This is a genomic window from Brasilonema octagenarum UFV-OR1, assembly GCF_963888615.1.
GTDB lineage: Bacteria > Cyanobacteriota > Cyanobacteriia > Cyanobacteriales > Nostocaceae > Brasilonema > Brasilonema sennae.
This window is the reverse complement of record NZ_CAWPKW010000318.1, coordinates 1-26,244: the sequence shown is the minus strand read 5'-3', so window position 1 is coordinate 26,244 and position 26,244 is coordinate 1. Positions and strand designations below refer to the sequence as shown.

The following is a 26,244-nucleotide window of genomic DNA, read 5'->3' as shown; positions in this document are numbered from 1 at the left end:
TCCCCGCCAACAGACAGGGATGTGGTGTCAGTTATGAACTTTGAAGTCAGGAATGAGAATTGTTTAGTTGTAAGCTTACGCTGTTGTACTTGTTAAGTTACACATTGAGCCGTTCACGGAGTTTATATGTTTTGGTCATTAGTTTATTTGTAATAACAAGCGACGCGCTGACTAATGACAGCCAAAAAAATCAAGTAACTTAGACATGCATTAGCTTCTTCTTTACCATTTGCCGTTAACAACTAATCATTTTTCAGTCCTCTATCTAAAATCCATCAGCTAGTTACCTCTACAGGTTGTTGCTGTGACACATTACCTGGAATTGGTTCCATTTTTGTTCCTGGTTCTATAGGAGACACTTCAATGTGATTTAGCAAGGTAGTCACGAAGGCAAAAAGCAAGAAAGGCAAAGATAATAAAACTACGAGTCCAACAGTGGCTAAAGCATAAACAGGTTTTCTGGCACCCATCAACGCCAAAGCTGACGCCAAACTTATTGTAATGGTAATCAACCAAACAATGATTTGACCATAGATATCGCCAAATGTCAGGGTACAGACAAATCGAAACTTTTGAATGTTACTCGTCATAAATTGCCTCTAATATCTTCTTAGGTTCCACGTTAGAACCATGTTTGCTTTTCAGACGTTTTCTAAACATTTTTTTCAAAAATGTAATATCGCTTCACAATTTAGATCTTTTTTTTATAGAAACATGCCAATCTGACAGAGTAGGCATAAATTATTAAAATAATATGGTAAGAAAAAAGAAAAAAGAGTAATACAAGATTAAGAAGAAATTAAGGCAATTATCAAAAATTGCCAGTCGAGTTATATGTAACACAAAGTTAGTGAGTTTGAGAAAAATTATTTACTTATCACTTTTGCGTTCGTCCGTATACTGCGAAGCCTGTTCTTTCAGAACAGGCTTCCCCAAATCTCCGATTTGGGGCAAAGTCGCTCCGCGACTTTGAGCAGTAGGACGCGCTACGCGATCGCGAGATTCTACCTGTTTAATTTTCATCCGCAAATCAAAATCATCACGAGTTACAATTGTTTCTAAGTTAGCAATTCTTTGCTCTAACAGTTCTACATTTTGCGGAAGTAAAGAGTTCTTGGTTGATTTTTTGTCATCAGAGCGCCACACAGCAACAGTACCTATTGCGGCTGCGGTCATAGTAGCTAAAGGTAAAATAGAACCACTTTTTGTAGCAGATGAAAGTGGGATACAAATTGCTAACATTCCTACAGCGATACCCCAAATTATTGAAGTAGCAGTAACTCGCACATCTTTAGATTCGGTCGGAGATTCTTGGATTTTTTGAGTCATAAGTTTCTTGATGAGCCATTTTATAAAACCTTGACATGAGCTTCTACAAAGAAGCTTCCTACTATTGGGTTAAGTAGATTTGCGATTTGAATGAACAATGTTAGAAAAATGCCATATTTCCGCAGATATATGCAAGACAGTACAACTACGAACTATAACGCTACGAACTTGTGAATGTTGTACTTCTTGAACTATTTCTGGCGTTCCTTTAACAGTTATCAGTTATCAGTTATCAGTTACCAGTTACAACATAAAATACGGCTCTGTTTCTTTTGTTAACTGTTAACTGTTTACTGACTCCGCTGTTCACTGTTCACGCTCTTCGAGCATTAGCCTTTTTGTATCGCGATTAATGGTAAAATAAAATGATATCTGACTGAAAAAATGTAACTAAAGTCGAATAAAAAATGGGTGACGGAAATGACAATTACAGTTCCAGCAACCACTACACTAAAGGAGTTTTTGGAACTTCCATACGTTGATGAGTCACCAGCTTGGGAGTTTATTAATGGAGAAGCGATTCACAAACCGATTGGAGGAGGTAAACACAGCCTGTTGCAGAAACGTTTAATTGCAGTGATTGATGCAGCAGGAAGTCAGTACGAAAGCTTTCCAGAATTACGCTGTACCTTCGGTAATCGTTCAGTAGTTCCTGATGTCGTGGTTGTCGCCACTCATCAACTACCGCTGGATGATAGCGGTGATATCATTAGCAGTGGTATTGAGTTTCCTCCACCTTGGGTGATTGAAATCCTTTCCCCTGCTCAAAGTCAGACCAAGGTAACAGGCAACATCCTGCACTGTCTAAGAAATGGTACTCAGCTAGGATGGTTGATAGATCCGAGCGAACGTTCTACCTTAGTTTATCATCGTGATCGCTTGCCGGATTTGTTGACTGGAGCAGATGTTTTACCCGTGTTAGAAGGTATAAATCTGACACTATCCGTTGATGAAGTCTTTAGTTGCTTGAAGCGCAGATAAAGTTTTCAGGCGATAAGCCCGTTTGCTTGACGCTACGCGTATCGCATACTTACAAAAAAAAGTAACTGGGTATATTTCTCTGATCTCAACTACTCCCTGAGTGCACCTCCTGGACATCTACCGATAATGGTAACTTTAGACTCAGAGAAATGGGAGCGATGCAGTATTGATTTCTCAATTGTTGAGGTTTTTGTGGAGCGTATATAAAAGTTGTAGCTAATTCAAGCATTTATGGAACAATTGAGCAATTAATAGTCGCGCTGATCGCGACTATTAAAACTAATTTGGAAATATTGCCAATTCCGTTTCCGGATCGAAAAAGTGCAGTTTTTCTGGCGTCAAAGATAACCACAGTTCTTCCCCACAAGACACAAAACGCTCTGGAGGAACTCGCACTTGCACTTCCTTTATCCCAAAGGCAGATTTTTGAAAACCTGGTTGAAGAAGTTTTGTGGAAATATATGTATCATTTCCCAAATTTTCTACTAATTCCACTTGCACTTGCAGATTTTTATTTGCAGGTACGCTCAAAATTAAATGTTCTGGACGAATTCCTAAAATAAGGTTTTGATTGTCGTATTTTTGCAGAGCTTCACCGCAAACTGCTGGTAAAGTGAAGCGAAAATCACCATTGGTAATCAATTGGGGAGCATGGAACTTCACAGGGATAAAATTCATGGGTGGTGAGCCAATAAATTCTGCAACAAAGCGGTTGGCTGGACGATTATAAAGTTCCAAGGGGGATGCAACTTGTTGGAGTTGACCATGATTAAGAATAGCAATGCGATCGCCCATCGTCATAGCTTCAGTTTGATCATGGGTGACATAAATTGTCGTCACACCCAACTGACGCTGTAGTTTGACAATTTGGGCGCGGGTTTCGGCGCGGAGTTTTGCATCCAAGTTAGAAAGCGGTTCATCCATCAAAAACACTTGGGGATTACGTGCGATCGCCCTTCCTAAAGCTACCCTTTGCCTTTGTCCACCAGACAGTTGCTTGGGTAAACGATTTAACAGTGCTTCAATTTGCAACAGTTGAGCAACAGTACGCACCTGCTCATGCACAGTTCGTTCTCTATCAGAAATATACCTTAGTCCCTTAGGAAGCCCTCTTGTCATTCCTACCAACAAATTTTCTGCCCAATCACGAACATGGGATGAGGGGGATATTGCTCCCTTATCTTCGTTATCTTCCCTACCGGAGGTGGGACGGCGTCGTAGCCCAAAAGCAATGTTGTCATACACCGTCATATGGGGATAAAGGGCGTAATTTTGAAACACCATTGCGATGTCTCGTTCCTTGGGGGGCAAATCATTGATTAGGCGATCGCCCACCCAAATATTACCGCCCGTCATCGCTTCCAACCCAGCAATTAACCGCAGAAGGGTGCTTTTCCCACAACCGGAAGGTCCCACCAGCACCATAAATTCACCATCTGCGATCGTCAGGTTAATTCGCCGCAGGACATTGAGGCTTTCTGGACGGTGAACAACTGTATCGCCAACATTCCCAGATGTGAGAGAGGGTTGTATTTGGGATGCAACACCTTCTCCTTTTCGAGGGGGAAAACTTTTATAAACGTTTTCTAAAACAACTTGCGCCACGAGAATTTAAGGTAACTGTAATAGTCACTAGTCATGAGTCATTAGTTATAAATTACTAAAGACAAAGCACTAACGACAGATAACTAAGGTTTAGCGCTCATGATACACGCTAGAACAGAATACGAAAAGTTAAAAAAGTAGTTTTAGCCATAAAAAGCTAACTACCGTGGAATTCTGAATATTTTGTGGTTCTTTTTATGGTACAATTATACTAGTTAAGTGTCAAAATCAATGCTTTTTTCAGTCAGGCGGAGGTTGTAAACAGGGTATTGCTCGCTGTTTGCGACAGTCGCTTGGCTTTTATGCTAGAAATGACTGAAAAGTGAGCTTTTTCAAATAAATTTGTCAAAAAGCCAAATATTTTCATTATTGATTTATCTCCAAAAGCGCTTATGCGAATCTCCTCAGAGAGCCTTTCCCACATTCCATCAATCAGCAAGGGCGCTACATCTTTTTTTATCAATTAAAATTTCTTTTCATAAGGAGGATTTGATTTCATGAATAGTTGCATATTGTTAGCAGAAATTATTCAAGAACCACAACTGCGCTTTACAGCAGATAACCTGGAAGTGACTGAAATGCTGGTGGAGTTTCCTTCAGTCCGAGAGGGAGAACCTCCGGCAACCTTAAAAGTGGTAGGCTGGGGAAACTTAGCAAAAGAGATTCAGCAAAACTATCACCAAGGCGATCGCGTTCTTCTGGAAGGACGTTTAGCAATGAATACCATTGAGCGTCCAGAAGGGTTTAAAGAAAAACGTGCTGAATTAACAGTGCAAAAGATTCACTCTCTGGGAATAGCCATTGATACTAGCTCATCAAGCGCAGTTCCTAAAACAGAATTACCTGTAGCATCACCTCCAAAAACAACTCCTGCTTACGAGCCACCCCTACCCACACCAACTCCACTCACAAACAAGGTTAGCGTTCTTCCCCAAAATAACACAGCACAACAGGGCAGATCCCAAAGTACTAATCTTGAGCGCAAAACCTATGAAGTCACACCAACCGAAGAACCTGATCAGGACGATATTCCGTTTGTGCGATCCGTTTACTCCCGAACCAGTTGGGGACATGAGCTATGTGACTCTTATGAGTTAGAAGCTAATGCTTACTGGAAAGCAGCAGAGCGAATTAAACCCTAAAAAAGTTGAACTTGCTTAACACAGTGATGGTAGTGTGAAATTCCACCTGGAGTGGATTTCGTACTCACAGCATATTCCACACCCTAAGATGAATTATCACCCCTGTGGATGGAAATCTATACTCCAACAGGGTTTGTTTGCGATAATTTCCAAGGGGTAAGCCTCTGCGCGCTCGCGCTCCAAATTGGTTTAGTAAACAAAGATTTTATGGAGCAGGATAAATGACTCTCAAACGGTTGGGTTTAATCATACTGACGCTGGTTGCAATACTGTTTGCAGGCTCGTCTTTGTTGAGTAGTTGGCAGGAACCTCAGTTCCAAAGTCGTTTGGAACTTTACCAAACAAATATTGTGCTGCAAGCTGCTTCTTGGAAATTGCCAAATGACAACAAGGATTTGAAGCCATTGCAGGATGCACTCCTTGGCGTCAAACCTGTTGAAAGCGCTATAGAGCAATATCAACAGACGCGCCAATCTGCTCAAACTAATTTGGATAAAGCGAAAAAGCAACTCGCACAGCTTCAGTCTCAACCCGCGACGACTCCTACAACCCCAAAATCCCAATCGGAATATCCTCCTGTCAGTAACACCTCTAGTGAATTACAGCAACAACAATTGCAGCAATCACTTAAAGGACTGCAAAAATTTATTGCTGAATTAGATTTGCAGCTGGGAATTTTACAAGCAAATCAAGGAAAGACAGATCCAGCTTTGAAAACTTGGAGTCAATTGCAGCAACAATCGGATCTTAATTCTGAATTTAATAAAGCTGCTGCTGTTTTAACCGGGCTTTGGAGTGATCCCCCGCGTATTTTGCCAGATGCTGAACGATTTATTCAAAATAATTTAAAAGGTTGGTTTCGCTATACTGCTCTGGATAAACTATATCAAGTTCAACAACGTCAAGATGCTTTAGCAGAGCTTGAAACCATTCAACAAGAAACCGCTGAACAAGCTCTTTTAAAATTAGCAGTTATTGGTACTATTCCTGCCTTAACAGCATTTATTGGTGTAGGGCTAGTGATTTTTCTCATCGGTCAGCGCCTTGTTAAAGGCAAAACATCTCTATTGGCTCAAAATTCAGATGTGCGCTGGTCCACACCTTGGGATGGTGAAACTATTTTACAAGTTTTTGTCGTAGGCTTTTTCTTGATGGGACAAATCATAGTGCCCTTGGCAATCCAACTGCTTCCCATCCCCCGTCCTACCCAAAATGTCAGAATACAGGCATTATATGTCTTGATAAGTTACCTGTTAGTGGCATTTGGTGCCCTATCAGTGCTGTATTTGTCTATCAAACGCTTTTTCCCTCTAGCAGAGAACTGGTTTCGTTTTCGTTTACAGGGTAGCTGGTTTTTATGGGGGTTGGGGGGCTATTGCGTAGCTTTGCCCATAGTAGTGGTTGTGTCTTTAATTAATCAACAGCTATGGCAAGGACAAGGTGGTAGCAATCCTTTGTTGCAACTGGCGTTAGAAAGCCAAGATACTGTGGCGCTTGCTATATTCTTCTCTACCGCTGCTATTGCTGCCCCAATTTTTGAAGAACTTTTGTTTCGCGGCTTTTTGTTACCCTCCCTTACCCGTTACCTCTCTGTGTGGGGATCAATTCTTGCCAGTGGTTTTCTGGTTGCAGTTGCTCACCTCAGCTTATCCGAAATTTTACCGCTCTTCGCCCTAGGTGTTGTCTTGGGTGTGGTTTACACGCGATCGCGCAACCTCCTTGCTCCCATGCTTCTCCACAGCCTTTGGAATAGCGGCACTTTGTTAAGCTTGTATATATTGGGTAGTAGTGGTCAATAATACTTTATGTTGTGTAAATAATACTTAGAAAAAGCCCGCTTTTGTAACAAAAATTTACAAAATTATCTTGGTATTGAGTGCACATTCGTGCTATTTTTGATGCACAGAGATTGTCAAGGGTAAAACTTACTACAATTTTTTGTAAGTATAAACGTCTAAATTCTTCATAAAGGTGAAAGAAAAACTAGCAACTCCAGTTTTGATAAATCTTCAAGATGCTTATAACCTGGAGTGCAAAGACTTATCTGATTGTACAGGGCAGTTAAGCGCTTAAAAACATATCAGTGTGATATCAGTATGTCAACGAAAATTGAAAAAGTCCGGAAATAACAATGCTTAAATTGTAAAAATAAATGGCATCAGCTTAGCTTTGCTGAAATGCCCAAGGATTCTTTATGGAATTCTTTTCTGGCATGAGATTTAGTCGCAAAACTGCTGTACTGGAATTTATCGTTAAAGTAAAGAAACAGGGGTTTACCCTGAGCGGAGCCGAAGGGTTATTGAGGAGTGCAGTTTCAGATGGTATCTGAAAAGCTGCTCGATCCTAAACTTTAGTGTCCCTTGTAAACGAGTGGTACGCCACTTTTTGATGTTTTTTTGTATATTTTGCTCGTATTTCCACTGAAAGACAAAAAAGTATGAGGATCAAGTAAGCAAACAAACAGAACTTATCTGATAAAAATATAGAGCTTTCATTTTATACATCACATAGAACGTGCAGGAGCTTGATACGTATGGCAAATCTTACCCCTAGTCACGCCACCAAACAACTTTTGGCTGGATACTGCGGCATTATTTTTGGAGGCTTTGGTGCTCATAAATTTATTCTTGGGTATGCACCAGAAGGATTGATCATGCTAGTCATTTCTTTAGTTGGTGGTTATTTTACCTACGGATTGACATTGTTGATTATGCAACTTGTGGGTTTAGTTGAAGGGATGATTTATTTGAACAAATCCCATAATGAATTTGTTGATACTTACTTCCTTAAAAAGCAGGGATGGTTCTAGAAATCTTTATCTCAATATTGAATCTCTTTTTTAGATTTCTATTCTCAGTACATCAGGTCATAGTTTTACAGCAGTAGGATGGGCACTGCCTATCCTATAAATGAATATAGAATACTTATGGCTATTTACAGCAGACTGCTACTATTCCTTATTCCTTGCTCATGTGTCGCAAACCGGAAAATTCAATCTATTTTTGATTCACTCACCTTTGAGTAAATATGTTTCTGTATTGATAAGAATTGAGTTTGGGCAGAACACAGAAGGCAGAATGAGTCCAAAAGATTTTGACGCCTGCTTTGTAACCATGGTAAGTGATTCAGCAATAGAAAATTCTGCTGTTAGCGCAACATGTCCACAGGGTATATTGTGACGGATGATTCTGAATTCTTCTTGATTCAGTATCAATTCATTATTAATACGAATAAATGAAGAGTCTATTACTGACTAATAACAGACTTTTTATTAACTTGCAAATATTTTATCTATTCTACGAATATGCTAACTATTAAACGTAAAAATGTAACTTGGACAATACTCAGCTTACTAGGATTTGTGTATTTCTGTAGCATGTCTAATATGGTAATAAATCCTTTCTGGAGAAGCGAGATGACTTTTATCTCCCTACAAGCGGTTGCACTGATATCTGTGACTTATTTTCGTTTGATTCGTCGGTGACGTGAATTCTATTTTAGTGAAAGGGTGTGGAAGTGTTACGAGAATTAAATTAGAAATTCAAAACGAAAAATGTTTGTCCATAACAGATACACAACTATACCCTAATTTACTCATAATTTAATAAAAATTCACAATTATGACAATCAGTCAAAGGTTTGGATTTCGCCTACGCTCAAATTAGAGACGCTTTTAGAGAGGCGTTAAAATTTACTAGCAAATCCAAAAACTTTCCATGCAAATTGTCTCAAAAACTAACCTTTCCCCAGAAGCAGCCTCGACGACAGAAAAAATCACTTTAGATGTCGCAGGTATGAAGTGTGCCGGTTGTGTAAGGGCAGTAGAACGTCATCTGACTCAGTATCCTGGAGTCAAAAATGCCTGTGTGAACCTGGCGACAGAAGTAGCTGTTGCAGAATTGGAAGCTGGTGCGGTAGATGCGGATGCACTAGCTAAGCACTTGACAACAGCTGGGTTCCCAACTCAACCTCGGAAACTTGGTGGAAAAGTAGCAGGTGAGACACAATTAATACAAGATCCAGTCCAACGACAGCAGCAAGAAATGCAAGCTGTCAAACAGCAATTCGTTATTGCTGTTGTTCTGCTAGTTTTCTCATTTATTGGTCATTTTGGAAGCATTAGCGGTCACGTGATACCAGTGTTGCATAACATCTGGTTCCACTGTGGATTAGCAACGATAGCACTTTTGTTTCCTGGTCGTCCAATTTTAGTGGATGGCTGGGTGGGTTTACGGCACAATGCGCCGAACATGAACACCTTGGTGGGATTGGGAACGCTTACAGCTTATACCGCTAGTTTGGTTGCCCTGCTATTTCCCCAACTTGGTTGGGAGTGCTTCTTTGATGAACCAGTGATGATGTTGGGCTTTATTTTGCTAGGACGGACACTAGAAAAACGAGCTAGAACTCGCGCTGCAGCTGCATTTAAGGAATTACTTGCGCTTCAACCACAAATGGCGCGATTAATTGCCAAGCCGTCTACGAGTGAAGCGACTTCCTCATTATCTTCTAATGCAGGAGTCGTAGAAATTCCAGCTGAGTTGGTGCGTGTTGGTGAATGGTTACAGGTTTTACCAGGAGAGAAAATTCCGGTTGATGCTGAGGTTATGGATGGACAAACAACAGTCGATGAGTCCATGCTGACTGGAGAAGCAGTACCAGTGACAAAGCAACCAGGCGATTTGGTGACAGGAGGGACACTTAATCAATCAGGGGCGATCGCAGTTCAAGCAACTCGCGTTGGAAGTGATACAACACTCGCTCAAATCGTCGCCTTAGTGGAAGCCGCACAAACCCGCAAAGCGCCTGTACAAAAATTAGCAGATACAGTAGCTGGATACTTCACCTACGGTGTGTTGACAGCATCTTTGTTGACATTTGTCTTCTGGTACTTTTTTGGAACTCACATCTGGCATCACGCCGTTATGGCGTATGCCATGCAAATCTCTCACCACTCCTTATTCAGCACATCTCATACCCCACACCTGACAATCTACACACCAGTTCTAGTGAGTTTAAAGCTAGCAATTGCCGTTATGGTAGTTGCTTGTCCCTGTGCTTTGGGACTTGCCACGCCAACAGCAATTCTAGTGGGAACAGCTATCGGTGCGGAACGGGGTTTATTAATCAAAGGCGGTGACATTTTAGAAAAAGTTCACCAGTTAAACACAGTGGTGTTTGATAAAACTGGTACCCTTACCACAGGTCGTGCGGTAGTAACAGATTGCCTACCTTGTCAAGCAGAGGAAGAAAATGCTTTTCGTACCCCTGTTGCTCTTCTTCAACTGGCTGCAGCGGTAGAAAGGGGTACAATTCATCCTTTAGCAACAGCAATTCAACAAGAAGCGCAACGGCAAGAGTTATCTATTCCAGATGCTGCAGACTTTCTCACAGAACCAGGACTTGGCGTTTCTGCTGTAGTAGAAAGTACTTTGGTGCTTTTAGGAAACTACGATTGGTTGCAATGGCACGGTATTTCTATTAGTGAAACTGCCCAAAAACAGGCTCAAGAGTTAGCAGCAGATGGAAAAACAATAGTTTTTGTGGCAGTTGGAGATACAGTAGCGGGACTGATTGCTGTTCAAGATACCCTAAGACCAGATGCAAAAGCTACGATAGACAAGTTACACCAAATGGGTTTACGGGTTATGCTGCTTAGTGGAGATACGCAAGACGCAGCAAATGCGACAGCAAAACAACTGGGACTGGCTACCGCTGATGTGATGGCTGGCGTTCCCCCTGCGAAGAAAGCTGCTGCCATACAAGAATTACAATTACAGCAAACTAAGGGAAGGACTCGGCACTCTATTGTCGCTATGGTAGGAGATGGCATTAATGATGCCCCAGCTTTATCTCAAGCTGATGTGGGCATTGCTTTACACTCTGGTACCGATGTCGCAATGGAAACAGCTGAAATTGTCTTGATGCGGGATAACTTAAGTGATGTCGTAGCATCCATACAACTGAGTCGTGCAACTTTGAGCAAAATCCGTCAGAATTTATTTTGGGCTTTTGGATATAACACTCTTGGCATTCCTTTAGCCGCTGGTGTTTTATTGCCTAGTTTCGGTTTTGTCTTAAACCCATCGGGTGCAGCTGCACTTATGGCTTTTAGCTCTGTGAGTGTCGTCACTAATTCTCTTTTATTACGACGTTTTGCTTATCGCTCTTAGTTTCCTGCTTTCGAGGTATTATTTGTGAGCACAAGTATTTGATTTTGGCACTCTCAAGTTAAACTACGTTGACAGATTGTTGTTTCCAGACGCACAAAACCTGTTAAAACTGCTACAACATCTATAGTAGTTAAAAGAGTAGAACAGATTGTTCTACTCTTGTGCACAATCAAGCAATTTAAATGCATATCACATAATTACCATAAACTTTTACTAAAAAATGGCAGTAAACAATACTAAAGAAATTTTGATTAATAACAGTTCAACTCACACATTTAACAACGATGTGTCAATGGCAGCACAAACAAATGAAAGCCATCTACTGATAGTAGAGCATGATCAAGAACGCAGAGAGTTCATACTTGATCGCCCTGTTTACTCGATTGGTAGAGATTCCGACTGCGATATCTGTTTAGTAAACTCACTATTTGTCTCGCGTCGTCATGCCACCCTCATTAGGGTACCGCGCGATGATAAGAAGCATAGCTATTATTATCGAATTATCGATGGTGATGGTAAAGGCAAAACGAGTTCCAATGGTTTGATGATTAACGGGCGGAAATTACTAGATGGTTTGATGATTAACGGGCAAAAAATATCAGCTCATGACCTTAAAAATGAGGATGAAATCGTTTTTGGTGCTCAAGTTCGTGCCATTTATTACCTACTGCGAAATAGCACGCTGACAGGAGGAGAAACAGATCCTGAATATGACATTACACTCATAGACCCGAGAATGATCAATGATATCGAGGACTGAAAGGATATTAATTCTCGAAAAAGCTGTTACCCATAAAGAATGTACTTTTATTCATCAGGGGACTAAACACTCAAAAGTCTAGAAGAACTCAAGAGTGTTGATCTTTGAGTCGTGAGTGTGTTACGCCAAAAAATGTATCAGAATTTTCGTCAAAGAGTCAAAGAGTAATTACGCCAGTTGACCGTAGTTTGCACACACTCAGTCAGCCACAAAGGCTGTGCTACAAAGCAGGGATGAGGTACCCCTGTGTGAGTATTTCCTATGTTTTATGCCTACGGCACTTGGCTTGGGCAAACGCCCGATTCGTGGGCTTTGTGCTTACGCTCACGAATCGGGCGCTAGTCGCGAGAAACGTTGGCAGGGCGCGCTGCGTCACGGCAAGGCGGAGCTTCTCGAAGGGCGCATGATCATGGATGCACGACAGTCGCTTACCTTCTGGCACACTCCGTGGATAGTGCTGTAGTTTATTGAAGAACACTAAGCGGTGCTACCCTGCTATGCTCTCAATAAGATGCCAATAGCGGCAATTTTCAATAGCCTGCTTAACGTATTCAAAAATTTGTCGGCAGTGATTATCTCTTTGAAGTGGTAGTTCTTCGTTTTTAATCACAATACTCATTCGGGTTTCTGTGTCATTATGTCTAGTTTTATCAATCAATATTTCCACGGTTACTAACTTGGAAATGGGTACAGAACCAATAAATTCCCGTGCCAGAATGTAATCAGATGTATAGTATTGAACATCCAATTGACAATCTTGGAGAAGTTCTACAAGTGAAGCTTGAAGTTGGTCAGTAGGAACAGAAAGAATAAATGAACAGGTATAGCGAGCCATAATAGCCCCACGCCTTGCAACAATCCGTCCATCCTATAATATCGAACCATCTAAGTCATTATAGATTCGTTAAAGAATCAAAGTTTTGAGTTGGCCAAACGCAACACACCGCACACAAACAAATTTCTGACTCTAAACTGTAGTAGCGAAACCAAAAGTTTGATAAAAACTTTAAAATAACTGTCTGGGGAAGAATGATCATGAAAATAGCAATTGCTGGAGCAACAGGATTTGTAGGTAGTCGTTTGGTAGAACGACTACGCCAAAAGGGTATGCAAGTGGTCGTGTTAACTCGTAACACAACCTATGCCCAAAAGGTTTTTCCATCTACAGCTTTTCCAAATGTAGAAATTGTTGCCTATACACCAAATACATCCGGTTCTTGGCAAAGTGCCATCTCTAGCTGTGATGGTGTCGTGAATTTAGCAGGTGAAGCGATTGGCGAAGGACGTTGGACACCTGAACGCAAACAGGAAATTTTAAACAGCCGCAAGTTCGTTACGCAAAACATTGTGGACGCAATAATCAATGCAAATCCTAAGCCTAGTGTCTTAATTAATGCTTCGGCTATTGGCTACTATGGTACGAGTGAAACAGCTACTTATGATGAAACCAGCTCAGCAGGTAACGATTTTCTTGCCCAAGTCTGCCAAGCTTGGGAAGCAGAAGCGAATAAGGTCAAAAATGCTGGAGTACGACTCGTGATTCTGCGATTCGGTATTGTTCTCGGTCTGGGTGGTGCCTTGGGTAAAATGATTACACCATTCAAACTTTTTGCAGGTGGTCCCATAGGCAGTGGTCGGCAATGGTTTTCCTGGATTCACGTAGATGATATTGTTAACTTGATTTTGCAAGCTTTAATGAAACCAGAAATACAAGGAGTCTATAATGCTACTGCCCCGCATCCTGTGCGAATGGCTCAACTGAGCCAAGCTATGGGAAAAGTCATGAATCGTCCTTCCTGGTTACCTGTTCCGGCTTTTGCTATCGAGGCTCTTTTAGGGGACGGGGCAATGGTGGTTTTGGAAGGTCAACAAGTCCTCCCCAAGCGTACTTTGGAAAGTGGCTTTGAGTATAAGTATCCTAATTTGGAACCAGCACTGGCACAGATTTTGAAATAGAAAATTAGAGATTTGACGCTGGTATCGACACTGTAAAGACAAATGAAGTGGGGTGCGTAATCAAAAGCATTTACTCACCCCACTGAAAAAAATTACCCATTGTCGGTTTTTATGAATTTTTGGGAAACCCAGTTGATAATGCCACTGATGATGGCACCAGCCATAAGGATGCCAATAGCAGGGTTAAATACAGGTTGCCAAAGGCTGTGCCACAAATCTAAGCCCAGTGGAACTCCAACTGTTTTACCAATAACTGCAACTGCAAACCACCCAAAAGCAAACAAGACAAAAAATACATCTGCCACTAAAACCAAGTTTAGCCAGTTTAAAAATTTATCTTTCATATGCATTAATTATGAATCACCAGTCAATAGTCTAAAACTACTGACTGATGATTTGGACTGTTGATATGTTATTCGTCTGGAAAAAGCCAACCTTTGACTTTTGCCAAACTTTGCCAGTCTGGTTTTCTGCCCAAACCGTCTTCAATACTTTTTTGGATTTCTTCTCGCCAGTCTGGGTTGACAAAAATCAACTGTTGTGCAAAGTCTACATGTTGTCGCAAACCTTTTTGACCCGTTTCCAGCATTGCAATCGCAAGGTTCACCCGTGCTTGTGGGTCTTGTGGATTAAGCTTAACAGCTTTTTGTGCAGCTTTATGAGCAGAATTTGGGTTGTCATCCAATAGATACAACCACGCCAAACAAGTCCAAGCAGCACTACTTTTGGGAGTGCGATCGCAAACTTCTTTAAAAACAGGGATTAAATCCGCTACTGGTTCTCCTGCTTTATAACGTTCTAAACCAGTGTCAAAGAGAGATTCAACTGTATTAGTCATTAGTCATTAGTCATTAGTCATTAGTCATTGGGAGACAGCGCGCAGAGCATCTGCCGTCGGGTTTCCCGACAGTCACGCACAGCCACGTGGTTCCCTCGTTGAGTGCATAAGCACGTGGTTAAGGGACTATGCAACCTACCGTTTGTTCGTCCTTTGTCGAATCACAGATGACAAAGGACTCAACGGGAAAACAAGTCGCCTTCTTGGTTTCCAACTTAGCTGCGCTGGCTCACAAATGAGTATATTACACTCCAAATGATTTGCCGCAACCACAAGTTTGATTAGCGTTGGGGTTAGTAAATTGAAAACCGCCGCCTATCATAGAGTTGCTGTAATCTAGCATTAAACCATAGAGATATAATAAACTTTTGCGATCGCAAACAATTTTGAAGCCATCATAATCAAAAATTTCATCTTGAGGGGTAATCTTGCTGGCGTCTTCAAAATCCATCATGTAAGACATTCCAGAGCAACCACCTTGACGCACTCCAACCCGTAAGCATAAGTCTTGACCTTGCTGATCTCGCAAAAATTTTACCTGCCGCAATGCTGCTTCGCTTAATTGGATTCCCCGTTGTAAAGACTGAGTTGCTTGTGTCATCTGCTGTTTATACTCCGATTCTGGTGTGAGCTTGACTTTGTAGCGGCAAGCTCTTTGGTTGAACTCCAAACTCACCGCTTGGTGGCTGCAAAAGTTTTTGTATCCATTCTAGCGATATTCATGTGCTAGGAATGCAAATTGTAAATACTGCGTCAAAAGCATGCAAAGATTTTTATTCTAGAATTGAGAGATTCAATGTGTTTTGAGATTCGATATTTTATTCCTCCAACATTGTGGTAGCTACCACCAGTAACTACTTGTTCACAAACAGCCAAAGAGTTTTGATCCGAGGCTAGCCTAACGCCAAAAGTTTAATTCCATATTGCTTGTTTTGATTAACTTACCTCTATGACAAGTTTTAATCGCTCTACCAGTCGTCGGTTGAAGAAATTAACCCAAATTCCTTCTGTGTGGGAGGGCGATCGCCGTCCATTGTCGTCATCACAAACCCAAAATTCCGATCCAGATGTCAAAGGTGAATGTATTCTTTGGGTAGATGGCTCGCAAGGTATTGTCCGGGGTATGGACGTAGTAGCACCAGAAACTGGTCCAGAAGCCATTGTTCGTACCTTAATGCGAGCGATGGAGCATCCTCATAATCCCGCAAAACCTGCTCGTCCTCAAAGAATTGTGGTCAAAGACCGCGAAATTCAATTTTACCTGCGCGGAGTACTACAGGATTTGGACATTGCGATTGAGTACGCGCCAGATCTCCCTTTAATTGATGAACTGTTTCGTGGATTTACTGAAATCTTAGATAGCCAAGTTCCCGATTTACCTCCACAATATGCACAAGTGCTGCGAGAAAAAGCATTTGCACTTTGGCAAGCAGCACCTTGGGAATTCTTGGAAGAACAGCAAATCTTATCCATAGAAATTAATAAATGGGATGTTGGCACACTCTATGCCAGTGTTATGGGGATGCTGGGGATGGAATATGGAATTTTGTTGTATCGTTCAGAAGACTCTTTAAAGCGTTTCCGCACAAGTGTTTTAAAAGAAGACGAATCACAAGGGCATTTAGAAGAAGCTTTTTTAAAACAAGATTGTCTATTTCTGACCTTTGAGCGTGCTGATGATACCGAAGAAGAGGAGGACGAATTCGATGACTTGGCAGATTTGCCTTTATCCGAAATTGAACCCACTTTTGGTAATATCCATCCTTTAGAAGGACTGCGTTCTGTTTTGTACGACGAAGAAGCACTTGTCGTTTATGTGGCAATAGAAAGTATTTCCCGCTTTATGCGTGATCACCGTAATCAGCTTGGTGGTGATACCTTCCCCAGCCTGAGTCGCCGCTATCGCATCTCGTTACCTGAGTCGTCAAAAGAACTAACAAAATCAGTGTCTATCGCTGTCTCTTCCATGCCACAATTAGCGACTGAGTTAGAAGAAATAGCAGGTTTTGACACTTTAGAAGATGATAGCGAGTCACCGGCACCAATTTTTCAGTCATTACGAGATGATTTGATACCAGAAGACTCATTTCTCAGTTTAGGAGTTGTCTCATGGGAAATGTTGGATTACTTGCGTCAGGGGGGAGCTTATCACGCAACAGGGGAAATCACACAAGCAGGGGATGGTTTGCCAGTGATTTTGATTCAAACTTCTCGTCCCAAGGCAAAAACTGTGATTTCAAATATTGAACAAGCCGGAGGACTTAAAGCAATCTGTTTTAATCCAGGTGCTGATCCTTTTGATGGGACACGCTACGATTTAGGTTTGTTACAAACTGACAACGGCGAATTATTCCTGTTTGGTGAGTTTGAAGATGACGATCCAATACACGTAGAAGCTCGCAAGAAATGGAATCAACGATGTAAAAATACCAATGGGTACTGTGGCTTAATTATTGCTAAAGGATTGACAGGGGCTTCTCGTGGTAATCCCCAGTTACGAGATATGATGGCTTTGTTTGAAGCACAGTTCCTCTCGCCCAAAGATTTGGGTCTCGGAACTCTTCAACTTATGCCTCAACTTCAATTTGAAGAAACGTGAGCTATCACCGCTAGAAGGAGTGGGATTCTTGAAGACTAAGCTAAGTCTCGAATATCCCATAAACTCAATTGAAGTGCAAAAAAATGTGCAGGAAGTGAGCACTGAGTATTAAAGGGGGGGCGGAGGCGTTAAGCGTAGCTCTCCGTCCGAGAGTGCCGCCCCTTTTAGGGGCTAGGAATCGCTTCGCTGCTAGCCTCAGCGCAAAGCGCGAGCGCATGAGCGTTCGGTAGATCGCTATTGCGGCAAACTTTTTGGTTTACTGCCTGTAGTTGGTGGGTGTCATGCCTGTAAGCTGCCGAAACTGTTTACTCAAATGACTGTGGCTATTGAAACCACACAACAAAGCAATCTCCGTAATGGATCGGTCTGTTTGTTTCAACAACTGCTTTGCCCGTTCTACTCGTTGCTGCAGCAGGTATTGGTAAGGAGCTGTCCCGATTGATTGTTTAAACAGATGACTGAAATGAAATTGGCTCATACCCAACAACGCCGCTAAATCTGCCAGCTTGATGTCTTGATTCAGATATTCGTTGATGTATTCTAAAACTTGAACAAGTTGACGCTGTGATAATCCACCCTCGTAAATTGAAAGGCGAAGTTTGGGAGCAGCATATTGCCTGAGCAAATGCACTGCCAATACATTTGCTAGTGATTGAATGTAAAGTCTTCCGCCTAAATTTTCTTGTTTTAGCTCAGCAAGAAGCATCATGCCGATTGACTCAATCTGAGGATCGCGAGTCCGGAATTCGCTTAGTAATTCAAGCTGATCGGGATTGGTGTCAATAGTTTCTCTGGCAACGCTTTGAATAAAATCAGATGCAATCCGAATCTGTAAATAGTGATCATCTCTATCCCAACGTGCAAAAGATGGAGTCTTTGCAGGAGTTACAGAAATATCTCCTTTTCCGTAAAGCCCCGTATAGGTTTTTCCTCCTTGAATTTGCAGCAAGCGAACTGGACGCGGTGCAAGAGACAAGTAAATCGAATGTTCATTGCTGTAATCACACGTTGCCTCACCTGGGGGTTGCTGGAATTGCTCGACCAGAATATTTTCCCAACCCTGAGCTTGGCTAGACAAAATGGGCAAACAGTTTGTTTCAGGCAGCAGGGGGACTGTCGTTTTCATAGTACAAACCCAATTCGTCTCATTCTGATTGTATTCAATGAATGGATGCTTCCCATCAAGCAGTTTGAAAACTGGCAGCAAGATTTTGATAGTGACACAAGAATTAGATAGCTGAGCACGAGCCATTTACCTAAGCTGAAATAGTGATTGATTAGGAGGAGCTATGGCACATCTGTTACACATTGATTCCAGTCCCAGAGGAGAACGTTCACACTCTCGCAGACTCACAAGAGAATTTGTTGAAGCGAGAGTACAGGCTCATCCGGGTGATGTCGTCACCTATCGCGATGTTGGTCGTAAGCCTGTTCCCCATGTAGATGAACCGTGGATTGCAGCGGCTTATACACCGCCAGAACAGCGCACTCCTCAACTCCAGGAGTCAATTAGCATTAGCGATCAACTCGTGGACGAATTCTTGGCTGCGGATCTCTACGTCATCGGTATTCCTATGTACAATTTCAGCATTCCCAGTACGTTTAAGGCTTATATTGACCAAATTGTGCGTCCAGGGCGAACTTTTGTGTTTGAGCCAGAAGATGCTGCAAACCCTTACAAACCTCTCGTATTGAATAAGAAAATGCTTATCATCACAGCGCGAGGTGATTCTGGCTTTGGACCTGGTGAGCGTAACGAGAAGCTAAATCATCAAGATCCGTATTTAAGAACACTTTTTGGATTTCTTGGCATCACCGACATCACTTTTATTCATGTTGAGAATGATGAGTTGGGTGGCACAAGTTTGGTGAAATCGATCGCGGCTGCCCGTGCCCAAGTCGCTCAACTGGTGGGAAAGTAATCCTCACGAGGCTTTATGGCAATGACTAACCACTCACTTTTCGCATTGAAGCTTTTCTCAGCACTAGGCTGCGGACTAATAGCCGGAGTCTTCTTCGCCTTCTCAACCTTTGTGATGAGTGCGCTTGCTCGACTGAAGCCGACACAGGGCATTGTCGCCATGCAATCCATTAACATCACGGTGATCAATCCGTTGTTTTTTACAGTGTTTTTCGGAACGGCTGTAGCTTGTATCTTTGTGGCTGTCTTCTCACTGTTAAGGTGGCATCAACCTGGTGCTTTCTACTTGCTCGTTGGTAGCCTGCTTTATCTCGTCGGCACCTTAGGCGTGACAATCGTGTTCAATGTGCCGCTCAACGAAGCCCTGGCGATCGCCGATCCGAATAGCACTGAGGGCGCGAGGCTATGGTCTGACTACCTTGTCAACTGGACAATTTGGAACCACGTTCGGACCGTAGCAGCACTTGCAGCAGCAGCATCGCTCACGATCGCCCTCTGTGATCGAGCTTCGTAATCGTAATGTTTTACTCAGGCGTAACAACAATAAGATTTCTTAAAGAAAACTAGCAATTAAAGACATTTTTGCCTATTTCATACCTCTAAGTAGATTTTGTTTACCCTGTATCGTTAAGTAATATAAATAGTGTGCTTGTCTGTAACGATAATAACTTTTTGGGGAATCAACAATGAGTCAAGCAGCACCCGCAGGGGTAGATAGTTCATTACTACTAGTTGCACAGAACTATAAAGAGTGGTATCGACAGGGTAAACGGCTCGAAAAGCAAGAGAATTACGAGGAAGCGCTCACTTATTACGACAAAGCAATAGAGGTTTGTCCTGATGAGTACTGGCTCTGGTATGACCGAGGTAGTGTGCTACGGGAATTAGGTCAGTATCAGGAAGCACTTGCTAGTTTTGACCGAGCATTAGGACTTCGCCCTAATGATTACTGGGCGTGGTACAGTCGAGGCTACATTTTGGTAGAAGAACTAGAGCAGTTTGAGGAAGCGATCGCCAATTTTAACAAAGCTCTCGCAATTCGCCGCGATGATTATTGGGCGTGGTTCCGTCGAGGAGATGCCTTTAGATATTTAGAACGCTATGAAGATGCAATTTCTGACTATGATGAAGCTCTATCAATTCGCCGCGATGATTACTGGGCATGGTTTCGTCGGGGAGATGCATTAAGGCATTTAGGTCGTTATGAAGATGCGCTAAAAAGTTATGACAAAGCCCCTTCTCGTCGCTCAGATAATTTTTGGACTTATTACAAGATAGGCGATACGTTGAGACATTTAGAGCGTTACGAAGAGGCGCTTGTAAGCTATCAAAAAGCAACTGAACTGAAGCCAGACGATGAGTACGCTTGGTATAACATCGCTTGCTGTGCAGCCCGAGTTGGAAAAGAAGCGCTAGCGCTTGAAAGCCTGGAGACTGCGCTGAAAATCAATCTAAATTTTCAAATATTTGTTAAAACTGACCCCGATTTGGATGTCATCCAAAATAGTGAACAACTTGATCACTTGCTGTGCAAGATAGCTGAGTGGAATCCATAAATTTGCATCTTGAAGAAGAATTCAGGAGTCAGAAGCAATCAGTGGGGGATTCAAACCACAGACACAATTGAAGACCACTAAATCAAAGATTTAGTGGGGGTCTTAAACCCCTTTATTCATCCGCCAGTCGTACAGAATTCATGCTGAATTGTGTACGGCTGACGCCTCTATTCTTTCTTAATAAACCTTGTTGGGTTTAGCATATGAAAACCCAACAAGTTATGAAAATGCACAAGAAGACAAAGCGATAACGAAAACTATCACTAACCCAAATCTTTCCAAAACAGAGTTAAGCACCTCAAAAGTAGCCAAGTCTTTTTCTTAATTATTATGTGTGCAAAACGAAAACGTCAGTATCACGAATTTTGTCTTTGTCGCGACCAGTCTCATCTATAGCGAAGGCATCTGCTTTTACCTGCGCCTTGCTAATCGTCACATTTGGTTGCTGACGAACGATAGTATTAGCAGTGGCACTAGTGTAAGTGATATTTCCTTGAGCTAGTGCAACAGCATATGCTGTTGCAACACCTGGACCAGCATATGCATCACCAACAACATCAGCCGTTGCTCCACCAATAATTTTGTTGGCAAATTCTACTGCTTCACAATAGTTCAAGTCAGAAATAATCATTGTTTTCTCTTGGGAATTACGCAAAGTATTTTGTTGTAATTATGTTATCCCATACCTTGCAACTTTTTGAGCCTCTATTTGCTTGACTGCAGTCAGCGCTGAGTAACTGACGCCAGCAGTCCCTTCGCCTGGGTGAGTGGAGTCACCAACGAGCCACAGATTGTTGATGGGTGTACGATTGGCAAAACCAAAGGGACCGAAAGTTGATATCCTTTGACCAATACCACCAACAATACCCTGGTCTCGTGCTGTGTAGCGTGCAAAGGTGCGAGGAGTGGCTGCTTCTACATGAATAATAGTTTCTGGTTTCAGGTAAAAGAACTTTGACAGACGGGAGACAGCATCTTGTGTATATTGTTGTTTTAACCCCTCATAATCCTCACTCACCCACCACTGTTTTGTATCTACAAAAGAAGAAGCAATAATTGTTGCTTTTCCTTCTGGGGCGCGACCATCTCCTGGATGACTCACAGAAACAAACAGGGAATTATTGTTACCAATTGGACCTTTGGCATTATACATAAATTGGAGATGGGGCGGACATCTAGAAGGAATTGCGCTTTCGTCTACGCCCAGATAGATAACGAAAGCACCTGAAGCGGGTGGTAGTTTTTCGACTCGCCGTTTGTAACCATGAGGAGCTTTATTACCCAATAACTGCACTAAGTTTTGCGCAGTCACATTAGCAACTACGTGGTCTGCGGCTTCTGTCCAGACTTCCCCAGTTTTCTGGTTACGAATGACCACACCACTCACTTTGCCCTTTTCGACTTCAATATGTTCGACTGTATGGCGCATGAGTAAGGTGCCACCTTTTTTTTCTAGGGCTTCTAAGAGGCGATCGCTGAGGACTTGCATACTACCTTGGAGATGATACAGTCCCTGCGGTAACTGCGATACACTCAACGCTGTTGCTGCATAAAGCAAAGCCGTCTCTTCGGTATCTACCTGAGAGTAGAGCTTGAGTTGCAAATCCAAAAATGTTTTTAAGCGGTGGTCGTTTCCTAGCTTGTAAGCACGCAACGCATCCCCAACTGTAAACAAAGTGTAGGGTACGGTTATGAATGTACTAGGGCGTAATGCTTTAGTAAGTTGCACTAAATCCCACACGTTACGTGGTGGTAGCACTGGATCGCGTCCTTGAAATTCCCAACTCGCTTTAAACAAAGCCGCCATCAACTGCCAAAAAGGTTCGCTAAACGGAAACTGTCGTTGTCGTTCCTGTTTCCATTTTTCCGGATCTCGCCAAACGTTGATTGGTGTTTGCTCACCTGGCAAATACACTGCACAAGCTGGATCACAAGGCGTTGCTTGCGGTAAATCAATTTCTAATTCTGTAAAAATACGATGGTGGATTCCCCCTGCTTCCAACCCTGCAACTTGAGTGGCTCCCACATCAAAGGTAAATCCTTTACGTTGAAAGGTAGAAGCACAGCCTCCGGGTACAAGTGCTTGATCCAGAATTAACACACTGTAACCTCTATGTGCTAATAATGCACCAGCAGTCAGTCCGCCAATTCCGGCACCAATAACTATAATGCGGGGTTTACTATTGCCAACACGATGACCTGGCATTGATATTTACGACATATTTCTTATTTTATAATTATAATAAGATTTATAAATACTAAAAATTAAATTTAAACAGTTAGGACAATCAAACAGTGGCGTAGTTGCTTGGCACTTGCTTTTCTTGGAAAAGCACTAGCTTGAAAAAGGGGTGTAAGGGGAGCCAGTGCTGGGGTGAGGCAGTCCGGTCTTGGTGGTTTCCCCAAGGAGGAACTGCCGAAAGGGTTTCCCGACTTGAGGCACCTGGCGTTGTAGGGGTCTAGGGGAAATAGATTTTCATGTAAGGTTCGTGAGATTTTCCCGTGATTAGCTAGCTTGAAAATAGATTTTCATGCTTGGTTGTGGGCGATCGCCCATGATTAACTGACTTGAAAATAGGGAACGCTTAACAGTACTGAACGGTATTGGGTTAAAAAAATCATTAAAAACCTTTAAAGACTTAATTTAATGGGATAAGGCGCGACAAAGCTGCAAAACTTCTAACCATCTTTGCCACATAATCCTTGCATGCGGTTTGAACGGAAGTTTGTACGGTTGATACATTTGGTTTTGGATATCAGAAACTGTAGTCACTTGACTAAGCGCTACTCTATTTTTTTGAGAATCAAACTTTTCTCTAAACCGCAACCAAGAATGATGATCTTGCCAAATCAAAGAAGTAATAGGCTCAACTGTAATTTTGAAAAGGCATTCAATGAGACATAAATAAACTGGTCGAAGTAACAGTGGACTGTAGTCTAACTTGATGCTTTTGTTTAACCAAGTTAGAGTCCTCCAATAATCTCCGCTTGCTCTGCTTTTCCATGCAAGATGGACGTAAAAAGAACTAGCAGCCCAATGATATATGTGAGCAGGTATTTCTGGATGTTTTCTCTGAAAATCTGCCATAACCAGATTGTAAGACTTCTCCATTGTCTGACATCCGTTAGACATACTTGCTTTCACCTGACGATAGCCAATCAAAAACTCAGGTACAACTCGAAACTGATAATATTCAGCAATCCGCAAGTAAATATCCCAATCTTCACAACCTTGTGCATTCTGCTCTCTGAGTTTGCTGCTGTAACCGCCAACTTTATCAAAACAAACTCGACGAATCAGAGGGACACTTGCATTGATAATAAAGTTTGTATATAGCATAGCTGGGTAAACCTCTCCCTCTATGCTGAGAACATTTAAATGGTGATGGGGAATGTACTGTCCGACAATTGCATCTTCTTCGTCAATAAACACTGACCAAGCATAAATTAATCCTACTGATTGGTCTGCCTTTAACAGACATTGGACTTGTTTCTCTAGTTTCTGGGGATACCAAATATCATCAGCATCAATCGGTGCAATGTATTCACCTTTAGAATTTTCAATTGCCAAATTACGAGCCGACGCTACTCCAGAATTTGATTGTTTGAAAAGGCTGATGCGATTGTCTTTTTGAGCAAACAATTCGACAATTTCAGCCGTTTTATCCTGAGAACCGTCGTCAACTACTAAAATTTCTATATTTTTATATGTTTGAGATATGATTGATTGCAAGGTGCGAGTGATGAAAGCTTCTGCATTATACGCAGGAACGATAACTGAAACTAACGGCAATTCACCCTTGATTTCATTGACTATATTCATGCAACTTTTGTTCGTGACAATCAAGTCAACAAATTACGACTACTTATTTACTGTTATGTATTGTATTTGTAACAATGATCATCAGTAATAATATGCAAAATTTGAAAAAAAATTATTTACTATTTCTTAACAAAACCTCGCTCAGACACTGATAATCCCGGTACAGATTTCAGTCCTAGGTAAGATAAAGAGGTGTAAGCTTATCCCTACAAATTGAAATGACTTCAACCCTGCTAAACTTTCCTCGTCTTAATACTCCAAAGCTTTACCAATTGCCTGGGGGTTTGACTATAGTTGCAGAACAGATGCCTGTTGAAGCAGTGAACCTGAGCTTGTGGGTTAATGTTGGTTCCACTGCCGAGTCAGATACCATTAACGGTATGGCTCACTTTCTAGAGCATATGATTTTTAAGGGAACTGAACGACTGGCAAGCGGCGAGTTTGAACGTCGAATTGAAGAGCGGGGTGCTGTGACTAATGCCGCTACAAGTCAAGACTATACTCATTACTACATTACCAGTGCTCCCAAGGATTTTGTAGAGCTTGCGCCACTGCAAATTGATGTCGTACTCAATGCGAGTATACCTAACGAAGCTTTTGAGCGCGAACGATTGGTGGTTCTGGAAGAAATTCGACGTTCTGAGGATAATCCCCGTCGCCGCATTTTTCAACGAGCGATGGAGACGGCTTTTGATAAGTTACCTTATCGGCGTCCTGTTTTGGGACCAGAAACTGTCATTTCTCAATTGCAACCTCAGCAGATGCGGGATTTTCATGCAACTTGGTATCAACCCCCTTCAATAACTGCTGTGGCTGTAGGTAATTTACCTGTGGAAGAGTTAGTTGAAATTGTTGCAAAAGGTTTTGAACGAACTGTGAAAACTGAGCATCCAACGCCCATTCAGCAGGTACAGCCTAATTCAGAACCTTTGTTTAAAAACATTGTCCGTAAAGAATTTATTGATGAAAGCCTGCAGCAAGCAAGACTAATCATGCTTTGGCGAGTACCTGGGTTGAACCAATTAGAAAAAACTTATGCCTTGGATGTTTTGGCGGCAATTTTGGGACATGGGCTGACATCAAGGCTGGTGCAGGATTTGCGCCAAGAACTGGGGCTGGTTTCCCATATTTCTGTCAGCAATATGACGCAGCAGTTACAAGGTACATTTTATATTACGGCTTATTGTACAACTGAAAATCTGTCGGCAACAGAGGCTCGGATTGTGCAGCATATCCAAAATCTGCAAACAGAAATGGTAAAAGAGGCGGAAATAGCTCGTGTACGGACAAAAGTGGCTAACAGATTTATTTTTGCCAATGAAACACCAAGCGATCGCGCCAATTTATACGGTTACTATCAATCAATGGTAGGAGATTTGGAACCAGCATTTAACTACCCAGCTCGCATTCAAGCTCAAGATACAACTAGCTTGATGCAAGCAGCACAAGAATACCTTTCCCCAGATGCCTACGGTGTGGTTGTTATTAAGCCATCTTAGAGCATCTTACAGCAATCCTAGATAAGTCGTGAACAAAAAAAACGTAGACGCGGAGCGGTGAG

26 protein-coding genes are annotated in these 26,244 nt (G+C 42.1%); 13 read left to right on the top strand and 13 right to left on the bottom strand.

Translation table 11 applies throughout. The features are described 5' to 3' along the window. Positions 1–275: 275 nt before the first annotated feature. Positions 276–590, bottom strand: coding sequence for a hypothetical protein (locus AC5590_RS28420; RefSeq protein WP_169266670.1), 315 nt, complete (start codon positions 588–590; stop codon positions 276–278). A 280-nt stretch (positions 591–870) separates the two neighbouring features. After that, positions 871–1,329, bottom strand: a complete 459-nt coding sequence (locus AC5590_RS28415; protein WP_318284287.1) for a hypothetical protein — start codon at positions 1,327–1,329, stop codon at positions 871–873. Positions 1,330–1,749: 420 nt separating this feature from the next. On the opposite strand from AC5590_RS28415, the gene AC5590_RS28410 reads away from it, so the two are divergent. Then, entirely contained in the window at positions 1,750–2,310 is a 561-nt protein-coding gene (locus tag AC5590_RS28410) for a Uma2 family endonuclease (protein WP_169266669.1), read from the top strand. A 279-nt stretch (positions 2,311–2,589) separates the two neighbouring features. Here the strand turns inward: AC5590_RS28410 and AC5590_RS28405 are convergent, their stop codons facing one another. Together AC5590_RS28405 and AC5590_RS28400 are read right to left on the bottom strand one after the other, a co-directional pair. After that, the gene (locus AC5590_RS28405; protein WP_169266668.1) at positions 2,590–3,915 is read right to left on the bottom strand and encodes an ABC transporter ATP-binding protein; all 1,326 of its coding nucleotides are present in this window, start codon (positions 3,913–3,915) and stop codon (positions 2,590–2,592) included. Between the two features lie 244 nt (positions 3,916–4,159). Then, positions 4,160–4,378 (bottom strand): hypothetical protein, encoded by a 219-nt coding sequence (locus AC5590_RS28400; RefSeq protein ID WP_169266667.1) that lies wholly within the window; start codon positions 4,376–4,378, stop codon positions 4,160–4,162. Between the two features lie 34 nt (positions 4,379–4,412). Between AC5590_RS28400 and AC5590_RS28395 the strand changes: the two genes are divergently transcribed. The 6 genes from AC5590_RS28395 (at position 4,413) to AC5590_RS28370 (ending at position 11,990) form a co-directional block, all read left to right on the top strand. After that, entirely contained in the window at positions 4,413–5,057 is a 645-nt protein-coding gene (locus AC5590_RS28395) for a single-stranded DNA-binding protein (RefSeq protein ID WP_169266666.1), read from the top strand. A gap of 221 nt (positions 5,058–5,278) precedes the next feature. After that, positions 5,279–6,856 carry a CPBP family intramembrane glutamic endopeptidase gene (locus AC5590_RS28390; RefSeq protein ID WP_169266665.1) on the top strand — a complete coding sequence of 526 codons (1,578 nt, stop codon included), beginning with the start codon at positions 5,279–5,281 and terminating at the stop codon, positions 6,854–6,856. A gap of 395 nt (positions 6,857–7,251) precedes the next feature. Then, positions 7,252–7,386, top strand: coding sequence for a hypothetical protein (locus AC5590_RS28385; protein WP_318561717.1), 135 nt, complete (start codon positions 7,252–7,254; stop codon positions 7,384–7,386). A gap of 204 nt (positions 7,387–7,590) precedes the next feature. Further along, complete coding sequence (locus AC5590_RS28380; protein WP_169266664.1) at positions 7,591–7,866, top strand: TM2 domain-containing protein; 276 nt, start codon at positions 7,591–7,593, stop codon at positions 7,864–7,866. Positions 7,867–8,773: 907 nt separating this feature from the next. Then, the gene (locus AC5590_RS28375; RefSeq protein ID WP_169266663.1) at positions 8,774–11,230 is read left to right on the top strand and encodes a heavy metal translocating P-type ATPase; all 2,457 of its coding nucleotides are present in this window, start codon (positions 8,774–8,776) and stop codon (positions 11,228–11,230) included. Positions 11,231–11,450: 220 nt separating this feature from the next. Next, complete coding sequence (locus tag AC5590_RS28370) at positions 11,451–11,990, top strand: FHA domain-containing protein (protein WP_169266662.1); 540 nt, start codon at positions 11,451–11,453, stop codon at positions 11,988–11,990. Between the two features lie 487 nt (positions 11,991–12,477). Here AC5590_RS28370 and AC5590_RS28365 read toward each other — a convergent pair whose 3' ends face one another. Further along, on the bottom strand, positions 12,478–12,825 hold the full coding sequence (locus AC5590_RS28365; RefSeq protein ID WP_169266661.1) for a hypothetical protein: 348 nt from the start codon (positions 12,823–12,825) through the stop codon (positions 12,478–12,480). Positions 12,826–13,025: 200 nt separating this feature from the next. Here AC5590_RS28365 and thyD point away from each other — a divergent pair, with 200 nt between their 5' ends. Then, complete coding sequence (thyD, locus tag AC5590_RS28360) at positions 13,026–13,946, top strand: thylakoid membrane protein ThyD (protein ID WP_169266660.1); 921 nt, start codon at positions 13,026–13,028, stop codon at positions 13,944–13,946. Between the two features lie 92 nt (positions 13,947–14,038). Here thyD and AC5590_RS28355 read toward each other — a convergent pair whose 3' ends face one another. From AC5590_RS28355 to AC5590_RS28345, 3 genes are all read right to left on the bottom strand, one after another. Next, positions 14,039–14,290 (bottom strand): DUF8620 family protein, encoded by a 252-nt coding sequence (locus AC5590_RS28355; RefSeq protein ID WP_169266659.1) that lies wholly within the window; start codon positions 14,288–14,290, stop codon positions 14,039–14,041. Positions 14,291–14,358: 68 nt separating this feature from the next. Further along, positions 14,359–14,784 (bottom strand): tetratricopeptide repeat protein, encoded by a 426-nt coding sequence (locus tag AC5590_RS28350; RefSeq protein ID WP_169266658.1) that lies wholly within the window; start codon positions 14,782–14,784, stop codon positions 14,359–14,361. 244 nt (positions 14,785–15,028) lie between these two features. Continuing rightward, positions 15,029–15,385: an iron-sulfur cluster assembly accessory protein gene (locus AC5590_RS28345; RefSeq protein WP_169266678.1), complete on the bottom strand. Its 357-nt coding sequence runs from the start codon at positions 15,383–15,385 to the stop codon at positions 15,029–15,031. A gap of 348 nt (positions 15,386–15,733) precedes the next feature. On the opposite strand from AC5590_RS28345, the gene AC5590_RS28340 reads away from it, so the two are divergent. After that, the gene (locus AC5590_RS28340; RefSeq protein ID WP_169266657.1) at positions 15,734–17,383 is read left to right on the top strand and encodes a DUF6930 domain-containing protein; all 1,650 of its coding nucleotides are present in this window, start codon (positions 15,734–15,736) and stop codon (positions 17,381–17,383) included. Positions 17,384–17,639: 256 nt separating this feature from the next. Here the strand turns inward: AC5590_RS28340 and AC5590_RS28335 are convergent, their stop codons facing one another. Further along, positions 17,640–18,509 carry a helix-turn-helix domain-containing protein gene (locus tag AC5590_RS28335; protein ID WP_169266656.1) on the bottom strand — a complete coding sequence of 290 codons (870 nt, stop codon included), beginning with the start codon at positions 18,507–18,509 and terminating at the stop codon, positions 17,640–17,642. A 163-nt stretch (positions 18,510–18,672) separates the two neighbouring features. Here AC5590_RS28335 and AC5590_RS28330 point away from each other — a divergent pair, with 163 nt between their 5' ends. After that, positions 18,673–19,305 carry an FMN-dependent NADH-azoreductase gene (locus tag AC5590_RS28330; RefSeq protein WP_169266655.1) on the top strand — a complete coding sequence of 211 codons (633 nt, stop codon included), beginning with the start codon at positions 18,673–18,675 and terminating at the stop codon, positions 19,303–19,305. On the opposite strand, the gene AC5590_RS28325 is transcribed toward AC5590_RS28330, so the two are convergent. Beyond that, positions 19,287–19,466: a hypothetical protein gene (locus tag AC5590_RS28325; protein ID WP_498824176.1), complete on the bottom strand. Its 180-nt coding sequence runs from the start codon at positions 19,464–19,466 to the stop codon at positions 19,287–19,289. The genes AC5590_RS28330 and AC5590_RS28325 overlap by 19 nt on opposite strands. On the opposite strand from AC5590_RS28325, the gene AC5590_RS28320 reads away from it, so the two are divergent. Next, positions 19,465–19,818 carry an anthrone oxygenase family protein gene (locus tag AC5590_RS28320; RefSeq protein ID WP_498824175.1) on the top strand — a complete coding sequence of 118 codons (354 nt, stop codon included), beginning with the start codon at positions 19,465–19,467 and terminating at the stop codon, positions 19,816–19,818. The two genes, AC5590_RS28325 and AC5590_RS28320, sit on opposite strands and share 2 nt — an antisense overlap. Positions 19,819–19,990: 172 nt before the next feature. After that, positions 19,991–20,860 (top strand): tetratricopeptide repeat protein, encoded by an 870-nt coding sequence (locus AC5590_RS28315; RefSeq protein ID WP_169266653.1) that lies wholly within the window; start codon positions 19,991–19,993, stop codon positions 20,858–20,860. Positions 20,861–21,188: 328 nt separating this feature from the next. Here the strand turns inward: AC5590_RS28315 and AC5590_RS28310 are convergent, their stop codons facing one another. The 3 genes from AC5590_RS28310 to AC5590_RS28300 form a co-directional block, all read right to left on the bottom strand. Continuing rightward, entirely contained in the window at positions 21,189–21,491 is a 303-nt protein-coding gene (locus AC5590_RS28310; protein ID WP_169266652.1) for a hypothetical protein, read from the bottom strand. Between the two features lie 39 nt (positions 21,492–21,530). Further along, entirely contained in the window at positions 21,531–23,066 is a 1,536-nt protein-coding gene (crtD, locus tag AC5590_RS28305; protein WP_169266651.1) for a C-3',4' desaturase CrtD, read from the bottom strand. 438 nt (positions 23,067–23,504) lie between these two features. Beyond that, complete coding sequence (locus AC5590_RS28300; RefSeq protein WP_169266650.1) at positions 23,505–24,683, bottom strand: glycosyltransferase family 2 protein; 1,179 nt, start codon at positions 24,681–24,683, stop codon at positions 23,505–23,507. Between the two features lie 218 nt (positions 24,684–24,901). Here AC5590_RS28300 and AC5590_RS28295 point away from each other — a divergent pair, with 218 nt between their 5' ends. Next, positions 24,902–26,182, top strand: coding sequence for a M16 family metallopeptidase (locus AC5590_RS28295; protein ID WP_169266649.1), 1,281 nt, complete (start codon positions 24,902–24,904; stop codon positions 26,180–26,182). Positions 26,183–26,244: the final 62 nt, after the last annotated feature.

Excerpts from the sequence above, each read along its gene's own strand:
- AC5590_RS28340 (WP_169266657.1), top strand. The coding sequence starts at position 15,734 with ATGACAAGTTTTAATCGCTCTACCAGTCGTCGGTTGAAGAAATTAACC.
- AC5590_RS28335 (WP_169266656.1), bottom strand. The coding sequence starts at position 18,509 with ATGAAAACGACAGTCCCCCTGCTGCCTGAAACAAACTGTTTGCCCATT.
- AC5590_RS28310 (WP_169266652.1), bottom strand. The coding sequence starts at position 21,491 with ATGATTATTTCTGACTTGAACTATTGTGAAGCAGTAGAATTTGCCAAC.
- AC5590_RS28395 (WP_169266666.1), top strand. The coding sequence starts at position 4,413 with ATGAATAGTTGCATATTGTTAGCAGAAATTATTCAAGAACCACAACTG.
- AC5590_RS28355 (WP_169266659.1), bottom strand. The coding sequence starts at position 14,290 with ATGAAAGATAAATTTTTAAACTGGCTAAACTTGGTTTTAGTGGCAGAT.
- AC5590_RS28420 (WP_169266670.1), bottom strand. The coding sequence starts at position 590 with ATGACGAGTAACATTCAAAAGTTTCGATTTGTCTGTACCCTGACATTT.
- AC5590_RS28365 (WP_169266661.1), bottom strand. The coding sequence starts at position 12,825 with ATGGCTCGCTATACCTGTTCATTTATTCTTTCTGTTCCTACTGACCAA.
- AC5590_RS28375 (WP_169266663.1), top strand. The coding sequence starts at position 8,774 with ATGCAAATTGTCTCAAAAACTAACCTTTCCCCAGAAGCAGCCTCGACG.
- AC5590_RS28325 (WP_498824176.1), bottom strand. The coding sequence starts at position 19,466 with ATGGCGACAATGCCCTGTGTCGGCTTCAGTCGAGCAAGCGCACTCATC.
- AC5590_RS28345 (WP_169266678.1), bottom strand. The coding sequence starts at position 15,385 with ATGACACAAGCAACTCAGTCTTTACAACGGGGAATCCAATTAAGCGAA.
- AC5590_RS28295 (WP_169266649.1), top strand. The coding sequence starts at position 24,902 with ATGACTTCAACCCTGCTAAACTTTCCTCGTCTTAATACTCCAAAGCTT.
- AC5590_RS28320 (WP_498824175.1), top strand. The coding sequence starts at position 19,465 with ATGCAATCCATTAACATCACGGTGATCAATCCGTTGTTTTTTACAGTG.
- crtD (WP_169266651.1), bottom strand. The coding sequence starts at position 23,066 with ATGCCAGGTCATCGTGTTGGCAATAGTAAACCCCGCATTATAGTTATT.
- AC5590_RS28350 (WP_169266658.1), bottom strand. The coding sequence starts at position 14,784 with ATGACTAATACAGTTGAATCTCTCTTTGACACTGGTTTAGAACGTTAT.
- AC5590_RS28300 (WP_169266650.1), bottom strand. The coding sequence starts at position 24,683 with ATGAATATAGTCAATGAAATCAAGGGTGAATTGCCGTTAGTTTCAGTT.
- AC5590_RS28380 (WP_169266664.1), top strand. The coding sequence starts at position 7,591 with ATGGCAAATCTTACCCCTAGTCACGCCACCAAACAACTTTTGGCTGGA.
- AC5590_RS28370 (WP_169266662.1), top strand. The coding sequence starts at position 11,451 with ATGGCAGTAAACAATACTAAAGAAATTTTGATTAATAACAGTTCAACT.
- AC5590_RS28390 (WP_169266665.1), top strand. The coding sequence starts at position 5,279 with ATGACTCTCAAACGGTTGGGTTTAATCATACTGACGCTGGTTGCAATA.
- AC5590_RS28330 (WP_169266655.1), top strand. The coding sequence starts at position 18,673 with ATGGCACATCTGTTACACATTGATTCCAGTCCCAGAGGAGAACGTTCA.
- thyD (WP_169266660.1), top strand. The coding sequence starts at position 13,026 with ATGAAAATAGCAATTGCTGGAGCAACAGGATTTGTAGGTAGTCGTTTG.
- AC5590_RS28385 (WP_318561717.1), top strand. The coding sequence starts at position 7,252 with ATGGAATTCTTTTCTGGCATGAGATTTAGTCGCAAAACTGCTGTACTG.
- AC5590_RS28415 (WP_318284287.1), bottom strand. The coding sequence starts at position 1,329 with ATGACTCAAAAAATCCAAGAATCTCCGACCGAATCTAAAGATGTGCGA.
- AC5590_RS28410 (WP_169266669.1), top strand. The coding sequence starts at position 1,750 with ATGACAATTACAGTTCCAGCAACCACTACACTAAAGGAGTTTTTGGAA.
- AC5590_RS28315 (WP_169266653.1), top strand. The coding sequence starts at position 19,991 with ATGAGTCAAGCAGCACCCGCAGGGGTAGATAGTTCATTACTACTAGTT.